The organism is Methylocystis sp. L43 (assembly GCF_015709525.1).
Classification (GTDB): Bacteria; Pseudomonadota; Alphaproteobacteria; order Rhizobiales; family Beijerinckiaceae; genus Methylocystis.
Map to the genome: position 1 here is coordinate 248816 of NZ_JADNRA010000036.1, position 14672 is coordinate 263487.

13 protein-coding genes are annotated in these 14672 nt (G+C 63.8%); 3 read left to right on the plus strand and 10 right to left on the minus strand.

What is annotated here, in order from left to right; genetic code table 11:
• Position 1: 1 nt before the first annotated feature.
• Positions 2 to 1498: a CoA-acylating methylmalonate-semialdehyde dehydrogenase gene (locus IYX23_RS19205; protein ID WP_196394550.1), complete on the minus strand. Its 1497-nt coding sequence runs from the start codon at positions 1496 to 1498 to the stop codon at positions 2 to 4.
• Positions 1499 to 1597: 99 nt separating this feature from the next.
• On the opposite strand from IYX23_RS19205, the gene phhA reads away from it, so the two are divergent.
• Complete coding sequence (phhA, locus tag IYX23_RS19210) at positions 1598 to 2476, plus strand: phenylalanine 4-monooxygenase (protein WP_196394551.1); 879 nt, start codon at positions 1598 to 1600, stop codon at positions 2474 to 2476.
• Positions 2477 to 2655: 179 nt separating this feature from the next.
• On the opposite strand, the gene IYX23_RS19215 is transcribed toward phhA, so the two are convergent.
• Genes IYX23_RS19215 through hppD form a run of 3 tightly spaced genes read right to left on the minus strand, consistent with a single transcriptional unit; the run spans position 2656 to position 6073 of the window.
• Complete coding sequence (locus tag IYX23_RS19215; RefSeq protein WP_196394552.1) at positions 2656 to 3675, minus strand: fumarylacetoacetate hydrolase family protein; 1020 nt, start codon at positions 3673 to 3675, stop codon at positions 2656 to 2658.
• The gene (gene hmgA, locus IYX23_RS19220; RefSeq protein ID WP_196394553.1) at positions 3672 to 4973 is read right to left on the minus strand and encodes a homogentisate 1,2-dioxygenase; all 1302 of its coding nucleotides are present in this window, start codon (positions 4971 to 4973) and stop codon (positions 3672 to 3674) included. Before hmgA ends, IYX23_RS19215 begins: the two co-directional genes overlap by 4 nt.
• Before the next feature lie 2 nt (positions 4974 to 4975).
• Positions 4976 to 6073 carry a 4-hydroxyphenylpyruvate dioxygenase gene (gene hppD, locus IYX23_RS19225; protein ID WP_196394554.1) on the minus strand — a complete coding sequence of 366 codons (1098 nt, stop codon included), beginning with the start codon at positions 6071 to 6073 and terminating at the stop codon, positions 4976 to 4978.
• A gap of 71 nt (positions 6074 to 6144) precedes the next feature.
• Here hppD and maiA point away from each other — a divergent pair, with 71 nt between their 5' ends.
• Positions 6145 to 6774, plus strand: coding sequence for a maleylacetoacetate isomerase (gene maiA, locus IYX23_RS19230; protein WP_196394555.1), 630 nt, complete (start codon positions 6145 to 6147; stop codon positions 6772 to 6774).
• A 2-nt stretch (positions 6775 to 6776) separates the two neighbouring features.
• On the opposite strand, the gene IYX23_RS19235 is transcribed toward maiA, so the two are convergent.
• The 3 genes from IYX23_RS19235 to pdhA are packed head-to-tail and all read right to left on the minus strand — an operon-like array spanning position 6777 to position 9956.
• Complete coding sequence (locus IYX23_RS19235; protein ID WP_196394556.1) at positions 6777 to 7877, minus strand: dihydrolipoamide acetyltransferase family protein; 1101 nt, start codon at positions 7875 to 7877, stop codon at positions 6777 to 6779.
• Entirely contained in the window at positions 7874 to 8854 is a 981-nt protein-coding gene (locus tag IYX23_RS19240; RefSeq protein ID WP_196394557.1) for an alpha-ketoacid dehydrogenase subunit beta, read from the minus strand. The genes IYX23_RS19235 and IYX23_RS19240 overlap by 4 nt, the downstream gene beginning before the upstream one ends.
• Positions 8847 to 9956: a pyruvate dehydrogenase (acetyl-transferring) E1 component subunit alpha gene (pdhA, locus tag IYX23_RS19245; RefSeq protein WP_196394558.1), complete on the minus strand. Its 1110-nt coding sequence runs from the start codon at positions 9954 to 9956 to the stop codon at positions 8847 to 8849. The genes IYX23_RS19240 and pdhA overlap by 8 nt, the downstream gene beginning before the upstream one ends.
• Before the next feature lie 149 nt (positions 9957 to 10105).
• Between pdhA and IYX23_RS19250 the strand changes: the two genes are divergently transcribed.
• Complete coding sequence (locus tag IYX23_RS19250) at positions 10106 to 11227, plus strand: Glu/Leu/Phe/Val dehydrogenase (protein WP_196394559.1); 1122 nt, start codon at positions 10106 to 10108, stop codon at positions 11225 to 11227.
• On the opposite strand, the gene IYX23_RS19255 is transcribed toward IYX23_RS19250, so the two are convergent.
• Genes IYX23_RS19255 through IYX23_RS19265 form a run of 3 tightly spaced genes read right to left on the minus strand, consistent with a single transcriptional unit; the run spans position 11224 to position 14669 of the window.
• The gene (locus IYX23_RS19255; RefSeq protein ID WP_196394560.1) at positions 11224 to 12414 is read right to left on the minus strand and encodes an acetyl-CoA C-acyltransferase; all 1191 of its coding nucleotides are present in this window, start codon (positions 12412 to 12414) and stop codon (positions 11224 to 11226) included. The two genes, IYX23_RS19250 and IYX23_RS19255, sit on opposite strands and share 4 nt — an antisense overlap.
• A 25-nt stretch (positions 12415 to 12439) precedes the next feature.
• On the minus strand, positions 12440 to 13513 hold the full coding sequence (locus IYX23_RS19260; protein ID WP_196394561.1) for a 3-hydroxyisobutyryl-CoA hydrolase: 1074 nt from the start codon (positions 13511 to 13513) through the stop codon (positions 12440 to 12442).
• Positions 13514 to 13517: 4 nt separating this feature from the next.
• On the minus strand, positions 13518 to 14669 hold the full coding sequence (locus tag IYX23_RS19265) for an acyl-CoA dehydrogenase family protein (protein ID WP_196394562.1): 1152 nt from the start codon (positions 14667 to 14669) through the stop codon (positions 13518 to 13520).
• Positions 14670 to 14672 lie beyond the last annotated feature (3 nt).

A 14672-nucleotide genomic window follows, 5' to 3' on the forward strand; every position in this document is an offset into this window, starting at 1 on the left:
GCTAGGACAAGGTCGGCATGACGAAACTCGCGCCGGTCCTGACGCCGCCCGGCCAGCGCGATGCAACGGTCTTGGTCTTTGTATAGAAGCGGATCGCGTCCGGCCCGTGTTGGTTGAGATCGCCGAACATCGAGCGCTTCCATCCGCCAAAGGTGTAGTAGGCCAACGGCGTCGGGATCGGCACATTGACGCCGACCATGCCCACTTCGACGCGCGAGGCGAATTCGCGCGCCGCGTCGCCGTCGCGGGTGTAGATCGCGACGCCATTGCCATATTCGTGATCATTGGCCAGCGACAGCGCCTCATCGAAGCCGCGCGCGCGCACGACGCAGAGCACCGGACCGAAGATTTCCTCCTTGTAGATCCGCATCTCCGGCCGCACCTCGTCAAACAGACATCCGCCCATGTAGAACCCGTTCTCATAGCCTTGCATTTTGAAACCGCGTCCGTCGACGCGTAATTTCGCGCCCTCTTGGACGCCAAGCGCGACGTAGTCCTTGACCCGCTCCAGATGCGCGCGGGTGATCAGCGGACCGAAATCGGCTGAAGGATCGGTCGAAGGCCCGACGCGCAGATTTTCGACCCGCGGTTCGAGCCGAGCGACCAGCGCGTCGGCGGTTGCTTCCCCGACCGGCACGGCCACCGAGATCGCCATGCACCGCTCGCCGCCGGAGCCATAGGCGGCGCCGATCAGGGCGTCGACCGCCTGATCCATGTCGGCGTCCGGCATGATCACCATGTGGTTTTTTGCGCCGCCGAAGCACTGCACGCGTTTTCCGTGGGCGGCGCCATGCGCATATACATATTCGGCGACCGGCGTCGAACCGACGAAGCCGATGGCCTTGACGTCAGGGTCTTCCAGCAGCGCGTCGACCGCTTCCTTGTCGCCGTTGACGACATTGAGCACGCCCGGCGGCAGGCCGGCTTCGAGCATCAGTTCGGCCAGAAACAAGGGTGCGCCAGGATCGCGTTCGGAAGGCTTCAGAATAAAGGAATTGCCGCAGGCGATCGCCGGGGCGAATTTCCACATCGGAATCATCACCGGAAAATTGAAAGGGGTAATGCCGGCGACGACGCCGAGCGGCTGGCGCATCGAATAAACGTCGAGGCGGGCCGCCGCGGAATCGGTAAATTCGCCCTTCATCAGATGCGGCACGCCAATACAAAATTCGGCGACTTCGACGCCGCGCTGGATCTCGCCCTGCGCATCGGCGAGCGTCTTGCCGTGCTCGCGCGCGAGAATCGCCGCAAGCCTCTCCTTCTCGCGTCCGACGATATCGACGAATTTCATCAGCACGCGGGCTCTGCGCTGCGGATTGACCGCCGCCCATTCTCGCTGCGCTGCGGCGGCGTCGGCGATCGCCTCACGCACCTCGTCGCGGCTGGCGAGCGGCACGCGCGAGATCGCCGCGCCCGTCATCGGCTCATAGGCGTCAGTAAAACGGCCCGACTTTCCCTTGACTCGGCGACCGCCGATAAAATGCGAAAGCTCTTCCATGTTCGCTCATCTAAGGCGCGTCCGGCCGTTGTCACCTCGCAAGACGAGACCGCGCGCCTATATGTCGGAGAGAGACGGCTTCCACGACGGACACCCGCGATGGGACTGCAGCTCACGAGCGAAAGCAAGAATAGATACGCGCAGGCGCCTCGACAGGCGGACTGGACGATAGATCAGAATTGGGCCTCCTACAGCGACGAGGAGCACGATCGCTGGAACAGGCTGTTCGCCCGCCAGGCGAAGCTCTTGCCCGGCCGGGCCTGCGACGAGTTCCTCGAGGCGAAGCAACAGCTCGAACTGTCGCGCTCCGGCATTCCGGAATTCGCGGATCTGAGCCGCCGATTAGGGGCGATGACCGGTTGGAGCGTCGTTCCGGTGGCCGGGCTGATTCCCGACGACGCCTTCTTCGATCATCTCGCCAATCGGCGCTTTCCCGCCGGCGCATTCATTCGCCCGGAGTCGGAGCTTGAATATCTGCAGGAGCCCGACGTTTTCCATGACGTCTTCGGCCATGTGCCGCTCCTCGCCAATCCGACCTATGCGCGCTTTCTCGAATCCTATGGCAAGGGCGGCCGACGCGCGCTCGCGCGCGGGCAGCTCCACAATCTCGCGCGGCTCTACTGGTACACGATCGAGTTCGGCCTGATCGAGACGGCGAAAGGGCTGCGCATTTTCGGGGCTGGAATCATGTCCTCGCCTTCCGAGACGATCTTTTCGCTGGAAGACTCGTCGCCGAACCGCGTCGCCTTCGAGCTCGAACGCGTCATGCGGACGAATTACATCATCAGCGATTTTCAGCAGACATATTTCGTCATCGAAAGCTTCGAGAAGCTTCTCGCCGACGGTTATCAGGATTTCGGCCCCATCTATGATCGCCTGCGCAACGCTTCTGATTTAGCGGCGCATGAGCTCGCGCCAGCAGACCGCATCATTTCGCGCGGCGATTTCCATTATTTCCGCGCCAAGCGCAGCGCTTAATCCTACAGCAGAATTGGGTGAACAATTGTTTTCCTCACCCTCATGCTGAGGAGGCTCCGCAGGAGCCGTCTCGAAGCACGAGGGTGAAGGAAAACTACGCGAAAACGGGCTTCCTCGTCCTTCGAGACGCTTGCTGCGCACGCTCCTCAGGATGAGGAAGCCCTTCACCGATCGTCCGGTTAACCCTGAGGCCTTGAGTTGGCCACCTGTTGCTCGATGGCGCCGAAAATCGAGCGCCCATCGGCGGCGCGCATCTCTATGCGCACCACATCCCCCGTCGTCAGAAATGGCGTGCGCGGCGCGCCCTCGATGAGCTTCTCGACCACGCGCTGCTCGGCGATGCAGGAGTAGCCATCTCCCCCCTGTGCAATCGGTCTGCCGGGCCCGCCGTCGGCGTCCCGGTTGGAGATGGTGCCGGAGCCGATGATCGTGCCGGCGGAAAGCGCGCGCGTGCGCGCCGCATGCGCGATGAGACGCGGAAAGTCGAAAGTCATATCCTTTCCGGCGTCCGGCCGGCCGAGCGGCGCGCCATTGACGAAGGACAGCAGCGGCAGCGACAGTCGCCCGCCGTCCCAGGCGTCGCCAAGCTCGTCAGGCGTCACGGCGACCGGAGAAAAGGCGGAAGGGGGCTTTGACTGGAAAAAGCCGAAGCCTTTTGAAAGCTCCGGAGGGACCAGCCCGCGCAAGGTCACGTCATTGACCAGCATGACGAGCCTGATGTGCTCGCGCGCCTCCTGTGGCGTCACGCCCATCGGCACATCATCGGTGACGATGGCGACTTCGGCTTCGAGATCGAGATCGTGCTTTTCATCGAGCAAGGGAATGGCGTCACGCGGGCCAAGGAAGACGTCGGAGCCGCCCTGATACATCAGCGGATCGCTCCAAAAACTCTCCGGCATCTCGGCGCCGCGCGACTTGCGGACGAGCGCGACATGATTGACATATGCCGAGCCGTCCGCCCATTGATAGGCGCGCGGCAGCGGCGAGGCGCAATCCTGCTCGCGAAAGGGAAAGCTCTCGCGAAGTCCGCATTCGAGCCGCGCCGCCAGCGCCCGCAGCTCCGGCGCGACGGTTTCCCAGTCTTCGATCGCCGACTGCAGAGTGGGCGCGACGAAGCCGGCCGCAACAGCCCGCGTGAGATCCCGCGAGACGAGGATGAGGGCGCCGTCCCGTCGGCTCTTCAGGGATGCGAGCTTCACGGTCCATTGCCGGTAAAGTTGCGGCGCAAATCCGACCAGCACTCCGCGTAATCTTGCTGCAGGGTTTCAAGCGACATGGCGAAAGAGGTCGGATAGAGCGGCAGTCGGGATTCGAACATGAAGGCGAGAGCGTCGTCGATCTTCACCGGGCTTAGATCGGCCTCAGAGGCCTGCTCGAAAGCTTCCGCGTCCGGGCCATGCGGCAGCATCGCATTGTGCAGCGACATGCCGCCGGGCTCGAAGCCGGACGGCTTCGCGTCGTAGCGTCCGTAAATCAAACCCATGAACTCGCTCATAATGTTCAAATGATACCACGGAGGCCGAAACGTATGTTCCGCGACTTGCCAACGCGGCGGGAAAATCGCGAAATCGACGTTGCCCACGCCGCTTTCGTCTGAAGGAGAGGTCAGCACCGTAAATATCGATGGATCGGGATGATCGAACAGCACGGCGCCGACCGGACAGAATTTTCGCAGATCATATTTATAGGGCGCGTAATTTCCATGCCAGGCGACGACGTCGAGCGGCGAATGGTCGATGTCGCAGCGATAGAAGCGGCCGCCCCATTTGACGCGGAGGCGGCAGGGCGTTTCCTTGTCTTCGAACGCGGCGGTCGGCGAAAAGAAGTCGCGCGGATTGGCGAGTCCATTCGCGCCGATGACGCCGCGATAGGGCAATGTAAATGGCGCGCCGTAGTTTTCACAGACATAGCCGCGAGACGGGCCCGCCGAGAGCTCAACCCGAAATTTCACGCCGCGCGGTATGACGCATATCTCACCGGGAGAGCATTCCATGAGGCCGAACTCGGTGAAGGTGCGCAGGTCGCCGAACTGCGGGACGATCAGCAACTCGCCGTCGGCGTCGTAGAAATAGTCGTCGACCATCGACTGGCCGGCGAGATAGAGATGCGCCGCCATGCCGATTCTCAGGCTGCAATCGCCCGCGGTTACGATGGTGCGCATTCCTTCGATGAAGGAGCCTGCGTCTTCTGGGACGTCGCTCGCGCCCCAGCGCAGCTGCCCGAGCGGCGCGTCAGCCTCGCGGCAGGGCGCGGTCTTCCAGTGGCTCTGCTCGATGTCCCTGGGGTTGCGGACGTGCAGGACGGAAGGTCGTATCCTGTAGAGCCAGGAGCGTTTGTTGAGATGGCTCGGCGCGGTGAATGCCGAGCCGGACAATTGTTCGGCGTAAAGGCCATAAGGGCACCGCTGCGGCGAGTTCTGCCCCATCGGCAACGCGCCGGGCAGAGCTTCGCTCTCGAACTCATTGCCGAAGCCATGCAAATAGCGCGGGGGCGACATGCCTAGCCTACCGCCCGGTTCAAAACGCCGCGGCGGATCTGATCCTCTTCGATCGATTCAAATAGCGCCCGGAAGTTTCCTTCGCCGAAACCTTCATCGCCCTTGCGCTGAATGAATTCGAAGAAGATGGGTCCGATGACCGTCTTGGAGAAAATCTGCAGCAGCAGACGGTGGGCGTCCGTCGTGAGTCCGTCGGCCAGAATGCCGAGTTCCTTAAGACGCTGCGTCGGCTCTCCGTGGCCAGGAAGCCGATGCTCCAGCGCTTCATAATAGGCGTCCGGCGGCGCCGGCATGAAATCGAGCCCGTTATTGCGCATTGCGACAACGGTCTCGTAAATGTCCCGGCACGCGCAGGCGATGTGCTGAATCCCTTCACCCCTGTATGCGTCCAAGAATTCCTCGATCTGACTTTTTTCGTCGGCGCTTTCGTTGATCGGGATACGAATCTTGCCGCAGGGGCTCGTCATGGCGCGAGAGCGCAAGCCCGTCATCTTGCCTTCTATGTCGAAGTAGCGAATTTCACGGAAATTGAAGATGCGCTCATACCATGCCGCGAGCGCGTCCATGCGGCCACGCCGAACATTGTGAGTCAGATGGTCGATATTGGTCAGCCCCACGCCTGGAGGATTAGGATCGCGCTCTCCTATCCACCTAAAGTCGATGTCCCAGATCGAACCCTGATCGCCATAACGGTCGACGAGATAGATGAGCGAACCTCCGACGCCTTCGATGGCGGGAATGTTCAGCTCCATCGGGCCAACGCCGAAGGCGACAGGCTTGGCGCCCAGAGAAATAGCGCGGCGCATCGCTTTTGCGGCGTCGACGACGCGGAAGCCGATGCAGCACACCGACGGGCCGTGCGCCTTCTGGAATTCGGCGGCGAAGCTGTGAGGCTCCGCGTTCAGCACATAATTCACTTCCCCCTGCCGATATAGCGTCACGTCCTTGGAGCGGTGACGCGCGACGGCGACAAAGCCCATCTTCTCGAACAGCGAGGCGAGTTGCGCGGGATCGGGATGCGCGAATTCGACAAATTCGAATCCGTCCGTTCCCATCGGGTTTTCGGCGAGCGTTCCAGCGCCGCCAAGCGTCGAGTCCATGAGCAGGCCCTATATACAGCTTTGGCTGACCTGCTATTTAGATATTGCGTTCCCGATCCGGTTAAAGGCCTATGATCCTTTACGACTATTATCGCTCGTCGGCGGCCTATCGCGTGCGGATCGCCATCGCGCTCAAAGGGCTCGTTGTGGAACGCCGCCGCGTCCATCTCTTGCACGGCGAACAGCGTGATCCCGGCTATCGCGCGAAGAGCCCGCTGGGCATCGTGCCGACCCTCCAACTTGATGACGGTCGACTCATTACCCAGTCGCTGGCGATCATAGACTATCTCGACGCGCTGAAGCCTCAGCCGCCGCTCTTGCCAAAGGACCCCGTCCTGGCGGCGCAGGCGCGGGCGGCGGCGTTGACGATCGCCTGCGAGATTCATCCGCTCGCCAATCTGCGGGTGATAGAGGCGCTGCAAGGGGAATTCGGCGCGAGGGACGATCAGATCGCCGCTTGGCGCAGACGCTGGATCGCAGAGGGTCTGACAGCGGTCGAGGCGCTCATCGCGGCTGGCCCCTTCGCCTTTGGCGCAGCGCCTTCGCTCGCTGACATTTGCCTCGTTCCGCAGGTTTACAACGCGCGACGCTTTGACGTCTCCCTCGACACCTGCCCGCGCATCGTTGCGGTGGAGGCGGCTTGCGCCGCGCACCCCGCTTTCATGGAAGCGCGTCCAGAGGCGCAGCCGGACGCCGAATAGATTTAGGCCGCGAGCGTCAGATCGGCGATCACCGCCCCCAGGAAGCGGCCTGCTTCGCCGCCGGTGACGACGCGGTGATCGAAGGTCAGGCTCAGAGGCAAAATCCGATGCACCGCTGGCGCGCCATCGACAGCGACCACCTCGTCGCGGATCCGCCCGGCCCCAAGAATCGCGACCGTGGGCGGCAACACGATCGGGGCGGCGTAGCGCCCGGCGATCATGCCGAAATTTGAAAGCGTAATGGTCGCGCCGCGCAGCTCCTCGGGCGGAATTCGTCGCGCCGCTGCGTCCTGCCGCAGGCGGTCCAGACCTTTGCGTAAGTCCTGCGCGTCACGATTGCCGACATCCCGCAAGACAGGAACGAACAGGCCCTCTTCCGAGAGGTCCACGGCGACGCCAAGGTCGATCTTCTTCATCACGCGGCGCGCGAAGGCATGAGACTCGAACCAGGCGTTGAGCGCAGGCTCCGCCTTGCAGGCCTGGGCAAGAGCGCGGATCAGACGGATGGTTGTATCTGTCCCGGCGGCCCACGCGTGGATGTCCGCGTCGTCGACGATCGTGGCCGCGGCCACCTCCCCCTGCGCCTGCGCCATATTATGGGCCATGGCGCGGCGCACGCCCCGCAGCGGCTCGGCGGCTTCTGTCTCGCTGAGAATGCGCGCGACGCGCTCGATGTCCTGCGTCGTGATCAGCCCGTCCGCGCCGGAGGGCGTCACCATGGCGAGATCGACGTTCAGCTTTCGCGCGAGGGCCCTTACGGCAGGCGTCGCCCGCACCGCGCCGCCGACGTGGCCGACTGAGATCGGCTGGTCGCGCACGACGCCAGCGCCCTGCTGAACGGCGCCGACCACTGAGCCCGTGTCCTCTCCCGCGCCCTCGAAACCCACCAGCGGCGCGCCGATGCGGATCACGTCACCCGCGGAGGCGAACAGCCGCTCGATGCGGCCTCCCCGAGGCGATGGGATTTCGACGACCGCCTTGGCGGTTTCAACCGCCACGAGCGGCTGATCGACTTTAACGTCCTCGCCGGCGGCGACGCGCCATTCGACGAGTTCGGCCTCCTGCAACCCCTCTCCGAGATCGGGAAGACGAAAGATGTTCATGACGCCTCCATCACTTGCCGAACGCCGTCGACGATGCGGTCCACGCTTGGAATATATTGCTTCTCCAGCTTCGCCAGCGGCACGACCACGTCATAGCCGGTGACCCGCTTGATGGGCGCCAACAGCGAGTAAAGCGCGCGCTCAGCGATTTCGGCGGCGACCTCGGCGCCAAAGCCCGCCGTGCGCGGCGCCTCGTGAACGATGACGCAGCGTCCGGTCTTTTCGACGGAACGCAGGATCGTTTCCACATCGAGAGGTTTCAAGGTCGCGACGTCGATCACTTCAATCATCACGCCCTCTTCTTCGAGCTTTTCAGCGGCGGCGAGCGTTTCGGGCACCATCGCGCCCCAGGTGACGACCGTCGCGTCGGCGCCTTCCCGCAGGATGAAGCAGGCGTCGAGCGGCAATTCCACGCCGTCATCCTCGACCTCTTGGCGGAAGAGACGATAGAGGCGCGTGGGCTCGAGAAAGATCACCGGATCGGGATCGCGCACCGACGCCAGAAGTAGCCCGTAGGCTCGGGCGGGGGATGAGGGCGCGACGACGCGGAGCCCCGGCATGTGGGCGAACATCGCCTCCGGACTTTCCGAGTGATGCTCGGGCGCATGGATGCCGGCGCCGCAAGGCGAGCGGAGCACCATTGGACAGGTCAGCCGCCCCCGCGTGCGGTTGCGCATACGAGACGCGTGATTGATGATTTGGTCGATCGCCGGATAGATGAACCCGGAAAACTGAATTTCGGCGACCGGCTTCAGCCCCATCGCCGCCATGCCGACCGCAACGCCGGCGATGCCGCCTTCGGCCAAGGGCGTGTCGATGACGCGCTCGCGGCCGAACCGCGCCTGCAGGCCGTTGGTGGCGCGAAACACGCCGCCATTGACGCCGATGTCCTCGCCAAGCAGGAGGACGTCCTTGTCTTCGCTCATTGCGCGCGCGAGCGCGAGATTGACCGCTTCGACAAGAGTGATTTCAGCCATGACCGTTTCCGTTGCCATTTGCGCTGCGCTGGGCAAATCGGCGCGCTTCTTCGCGTTGCCACTGCAGGGTATCCGGGAGCTTTGCGTAGAGATGCTCGAACATGGCGTCGGAGTTCAGCGGCGAGGCGTGCAAGTAGGCTGCAACCTCGCGATCGACCTCTTCCGCACACTCCTTGTGCAGCTCCGCCTCTTGCTCTTTCGACCAGGCGCCTTCGCTCACAAGGTAAGCGCGCAGCCGAGCGATCGGCTCGCGCGTCCACTGCGCGCGCACGACTTCTGGATCGCGATAGCGCGATGCGTCGTCGGCGGTGGTGTGATCGCCGAGCCTATAGGTGAGCGCTTCAATGAGCGTCGGTCCGCCGCCCGATCGCGCCTTGTCGATCGCCCGTCGCACGACTTCATGCACCGCAATGACGTCATTGCCGTCGACCTGACGCCCCTCGACGCCGGCGGCGACGCCCTTTTGCGCGAGAGTCTCCGCCGCGCTCTCAAGTTCCCGCGGCGTCGATATCGCCCAGCCATTATTGTTGATGATGAACACGACAGGCGTTTTCCAGACTCCGGCCATGTTCAACGCTTCGTAAAAGGCGCCGTTGGAGGTGCCGCCGTCGCCGATGAACGTGACGACGACGCGATCCTCCTTCCGCGCCATCAACGCGTAAGCCGCGCCGACCGCCTGCGGGGCCTGCGTGGCGACGGGGACGCAGTTTGGGAAGTCGCTTCGCGCATTCTTGAAATCGCTGCCGCGCTCGTCGCCGCCCCAATAGAGCAGACATTCGGACATCGCCATGCCGCGATAGAATTGCGCCGCATGATCTCGATAGGACGGCACGAGCACGTCGCGTTCGTCCATCGCCGCGGCCGCCCCGACGCCGATCGCTTCCTGGCCGAGCGCCGACGCGAACGTGCCCAGCTGCCCGGTGCGTTGAAGACTGATCGCCTTGTTGTCGAAGATTCTGGTTCGCGTCATCGCGCGATAGAATCGGACCAGTCGCTCGATATCTTTCGCCGAATTGCTGGCCGCCTTGCTGATCTCGCCGCTCGGCGACAACAGCTGAACAAGATCCATATGGAGATCGAAGCCCATCTCAATGTTTCCCATCGCCCCGCTCCTGATGAGCGAAGTAGCGCGGCGATACGCGAGGTCACGGCTCTGCGACATTTTTTTTGGCGATTTCCCGGCGCCGCAGCGCAGGAAAAGGGGCTCAGCTGCGGGCTTGACTGTATGGCCGATTGTCCAATTTACCGATCATGCCCGCCAAATCGGAAATCGATCCTTTCTCATTTCGAGACGAATTTGGCCCCGCGAAGATCGTCCACATCTGGTCGCCTTCGGTCGAACTGCGCGCCGTCGTCGTCATCGACAATGTCGCCGCAGGTCCCGCCATCGGCGGCACACGTATGGCGCCGGACGTCAGCGTCACGGAGTGCTTCCGACTCGCTCGGGCGATGACTTTGAAGAACGCGGCCTGCGGATTGCCGCATGGCGGCGCAAAATCCGTGATTTTCGGCGATCCCGATATGGCGCCGGCCGACAAAGAACGGCTCATTCGCGTGTTCGCCAAATCCATTGAGCAGCTCGTCGACTATATTCCCGGACCCGACATGGGCACGGACGAGACGGCGATGGCCTGGGTGCATGACGAAATCGGCCGCTCGGTCGGTCTCCCGGCGGAGATTGGCGGCATTCCTCTCGATGAAATCGGAGCCACGGGTTTTGGCGTGATGATCGCTGCCTGCGCAGCCGCGCCCTTCGCCGATGTTTCACTAGGCGGAGCGCGCATCGTCGTGCAGGGGTTTGGCGCCGTGGGCATACACGCTGCGCGGTTTCTGGCGAGCAAAGGCGCGCGAATGGTCGGCGTATCCGACAGCCGCGGCGCGGTGGCTGACGAGGATGGGCTCGATATCGAGGCGCTCGCCGCGTTGAAGCGCCAGGGCAAGAGCGTCGGCGATCTGGAGCGCGCGCGCGCCATCGACCCCGAGTCGCTCATCGCCTTGCCTTGCGAGATCTTCATCCCGGCTGCGCGCCCCGACGTGCTGCGCGCGGACAATGTTGACATGCTCGACTGTAAATTGGTGGTGCAGGGCGCGAATATTCCCGCCACCGTCGAGGCGGAACGCATGATGTTCGCGCGGGGAATCGTCAGCGTCCCGGATTTCATCGCCAACGCCGGCGGCGTGATCTGCGCGAGCATTGAATATAGCGGCGGCGGCGAAGCGGCGGCCTTCGCGGCGATAGAGGAAAAAATCGGGCGCAACACGCGGCTCTCGCTGGAGCGGTCGCGCGCCGAGAGCGTCTCTCCTGTCAACGCCGCGATGGAACTTTCGACCGACCGGCTGCGCAAGATCATGCAACTGAGGCGCTGGGGCTAGGCCGGACGCTCGATCGCCATCGCGGTCGCTTCTCCGCCGCCGATGCAGAGCGCCGCCACGCCCCTTTTTAGGCCTTTAGCTTCCAGAGCGGCGAGAAGCGTGACGATGATCCGTGCGCCCGACGCGCCGATCGGATGGCCGAGCGCGCAGGCGCCGCCACGGACATTGACCTTCTCATGCGGCAAGTCCAGTTCGCGCATCGCCGCCATGGCGACGACGGCGAATGCTTCATTGATCTCGAAGAGGTCGACGTCGTTCGCCGCCCAGCCCACCCGGTCCAGGAGTTTGCGGATCGCTTCGATCGGCATGACGGAAAAGCGGCTCGGCGCGCCTGCGACCGTGACATAGCCACGAATGACGGCGAGCGGCGTCGCGCCGGCGCGCTCGGCCTCGTCGACGCGCATCAGCGCGAGCGCCGCCGCGCCGTCGGATATCGCGCTGGCGTTGGCGGCGGTGATCGTGCCGTCCTCCCTGAAGGCCGGTTTCAGCCGGGCGATATCCTGCGCCTTGGCCTTGCCGGGCAGCTCGTCGCTGGCGATGGCGCGCGCGTTGCCGCCTTTTCCCAGGGTTATTGGCGCGATCTCCTGCGCGAAAGAGTCGTCGCTCGTTGCGCGTTGCGCGCGCGCCAGCGACGTCGACGCATATTGGTCCTGCATCTCGCGGGTAAATTGATACTCCGTCGCGCAATCCTCCGCGAAGGAGCCCATCAGCCGACCCTTTTCGTAGGCGTCCTCCAGACCGTCCAGAAACATGTGATCGAGGACCTTGCGGTGTCCCATTCGATAACCGGTGCGCGCGCGATCGAGCAGATAAGGCGCGTTGCTCATGCTCTCCATGCCGCCAGCGACCGCGATCCGCGCGCCTCCAACGGCGAGCTGGTCGCTCGCGAGCATCACCGCCTTCATTCCAGAGCCGCACATCTTGTTGATGGTGACGGCGCCCGTCGTCTCCGGCAACCCGGCGCCGAGCGCCGCCTGCCGCGCCGGGGCCTGGCCAAGGCCTGCCGAAAGCACGCAGCCCATGACGACTTCGTCGATGTCGTTCGGCGCCAGGCCGGCGCGGGTCACCGCCGCCTCGATGGCGTGCGCGCCGAGCTGCGGCGCCGAAACGTCCTTCAATTCTCCCAGAAACGCGCCGATCGGGGTGCGCGCGGCGCCGACGATGGCGACCGGTGCGGCAGCGCTCATGACAATCTCCTCATCGGCTGGCGAGCTAACCCCTCCAAGCGGAATATGGGGTCGAATCCCAACTTTTGAACGCCGGCAGCGGCGTGTCGTCCCCGGCGAGAATGTTTTCGACGATTTTGTCGCTCACCACGTCGAGCCGGTCCGGAGACCATCTCGGGCGCCGGTCCTTGTCGATGATCGCGGCGCGGATGCCTTCATAAAGATCATGGGTCGACAGCATACGGCACGCCGCCTTGAATTCGTTCGTGAGGCACGTCTCGACGTCAGGCGCTCCCGCGGCGCGCAGCAGCAATGCGCGCGTCACTTTCAGCGCCGTCGGCGACTTCGCGCCGATGTCCTCCGCCGCACGCAACGAGAATTCCGACCCTTCACGCTCGAAGGCGGCGACCACGTCTGCGACGTTCTCATGCGCCGTCGCTGCAGCGAGCAACGGCCTGTGCAGCGAGAGTCGGCCGCTCCCTGGGTGGCGGGCGAGGCGCCGCAAGGCAACATCGACGTCTTCGGCGGCTCCTATCGTCGCCAGCGTGTCGATCAGCGGCGAAATGTCCTCCGCATGAATTAGAACATCCGCAAGACCGGCCTCTATCGCGTCCGCCGCCGCCACCGACGTCGCCGAAAGCGCCAGATAGGCGCCGATTTCGCGCGCTCTCGAAAGAAGCCAGGTCGCGCCAACGTCAGGAAGGAATCCAATGCCGACCTCCGGCATCGCGACGCGGCTTCGCTCCGTGACCACTCGCCGGTTGCCATGCGCAGATATGCCCACGCCGCCGCCCATCACGACGCCATCCATGATCACGACATAGGGTTTGGGAAAGGAGGCGATGCGGGCGTTCAGCGCATATTCCTCGCGCCAAAAGTCGGCGAAAAGCCGCTTTTGCGAGCGCTCCAGTTCGTAAAGAATCCTCACATCGCCGCCAGCGCACAGACCGCGATCGCCGGCCCCTGTGACGAGCACGGCGCTGACGCTTGGGTCGCTCCCGAAGTCGTCAAGCGCGCGCCGGAACTCGCGCACCATCGGCAGCGTCAGCGTGTTGAGCGCCTGTGGTCTGTTGAGGAGGATACGTCCGAGACGGCCCTCTCGCGAAGCGACGAGATCCATAAGCTCACTTCAATAACGAGCGCGCGATGATGACGCGCATGATTTCATTCGTGCCTTCGAGAATTTGATGGACGCGAAGGTCGCGAACAATCTTCTCGACGCCATATTCGCTAAGATATCCGTAGCCGCCATGCAATTGCAGCGCCTCATTGGCCACCACGAAGCCCGCGTCGGTCACGACGCGCTTGGCCATGGCGCATAGCGTCGTGGCGTCTGGCGCCTTGACGTCAAGCGCCGCCGCCGCGCGCCAAAGGAATATGCGCGAGACTTCAAGCTGCGTGGCCATATCCGCGAGCCGGAACTGCAGCGCCTGGAACTCGTCGAGCGCGCGTCCGAACGCCTTGCGGCTCGCCATGTAGCGCAGACTATGGTCGAAGGCCGATTGCGCCCCGCCAAGCGAACAGGCGGCGATGTTGAGCCGCCCACCATCGAGCGCGGCCATGGCGATCTTGAATCCGTCGCCCTCGCGTCCGATGAGATTTTCGGCCGGCACGCGGCAGTCGTCGAAGATGACGGCGCGCGTCGGCTGGGCGTTCCAGCCCATTTTTCGCTCGAGCGCGCCAAAACTGAGGCCTGGCGCGCCACCCTCGACGACGAAGGCCGAAATGCCTTGCGGCCCCGACTCGCCGGTACGCGCCATGACCACATAGAGATGGTCGGCGCCGCCCGCGCCGGCGCCCGAGATAAACTGCTTCGCGCCATTCAAGACGTAGTGATCGCCGCTGCGCCGCGCCTGCGTGCGTAGCGCCGCAGCGTCCGAACCGCTGCCCGATTCCGTCAGGCAGTAGCTCGAGAGAACCTCCATCGTGGCGAGCTTTGGCAGCCATGCATCGATCTGGCGTTCGGTTCCGAAAGCGTCGATCAGGCCCGCGCACATATTGTGAATCGAGAGATAAGCGGCGATCGTCGGACAGCCCATTGCGAGCGCCTCGAAGATCAGCACACCGTCAAAGCGCGTCAGCCCCGTGCCGCCGGAAGCCTCTCGCACAAAGATCGCCGCCATGCCGAGCGCCGCCGCCTCGCGCAGCGTGTCTGTCGGAAACACATGCTCGCGGTCCCAGTCGAGAGCAAAGGGCGCAAGGCGATCGCGTCCGAAGTCTCGCGCCAATTCACGAATGGCTTGCTGCTCGGCGCTCAATTCGAAATAGGACGACATTCG

Coding starts and splice junctions, on each gene's coding strand:
- IYX23_RS19205 (WP_196394550.1), bottom strand. CDS start 1,498: ATGGAAGAGCTTTCGCATTTTATCGGCGGTCGCCGAGTCAAGGGAAAG.
- phhA (WP_196394551.1), top strand. CDS start 1,598: ATGGGACTGCAGCTCACGAGCGAAAGCAAGAATAGATACGCGCAGGCG.
- hmgA (WP_196394553.1), bottom strand. CDS start 4,973: ATGTCGCCCCCGCGCTATTTGCATGGCTTCGGCAATGAGTTCGAGAGC.
- hppD (WP_196394554.1), bottom strand. CDS start 6,073: ATGGACTCGACGCTTGGCGGCGCTGGAACGCTCGCCGAAAACCCGATG.
- maiA (WP_196394555.1), top strand. CDS start 6,145: ATGATCCTTTACGACTATTATCGCTCGTCGGCGGCCTATCGCGTGCGG.
- IYX23_RS19235 (WP_196394556.1), bottom strand. CDS start 7,877: ATGAACATCTTTCGTCTTCCCGATCTCGGAGAGGGGTTGCAGGAGGCC.
- IYX23_RS19240 (WP_196394557.1), bottom strand. CDS start 8,854: ATGGCTGAAATCACTCTTGTCGAAGCGGTCAATCTCGCGCTCGCGCGC.
- pdhA (WP_196394558.1), bottom strand. CDS start 9,956: ATGGGAAACATTGAGATGGGCTTCGATCTCCATATGGATCTTGTTCAG.
- IYX23_RS19250 (WP_196394559.1), top strand. CDS start 10,106: ATGCCCGCCAAATCGGAAATCGATCCTTTCTCATTTCGAGACGAATTT.
- IYX23_RS19255 (WP_196394560.1), bottom strand. CDS start 12,414: ATGAGCGCTGCCGCACCGGTCGCCATCGTCGGCGCCGCGCGCACCCCG.
- IYX23_RS19260 (WP_196394561.1), bottom strand. CDS start 13,513: ATGGATCTCGTCGCTTCGCGAGAGGGCCGTCTCGGACGTATCCTCCTC.
- IYX23_RS19265 (WP_196394562.1), bottom strand. CDS start 14,669: ATGTCGTCCTATTTCGAATTGAGCGCCGAGCAGCAAGCCATTCGTGAA.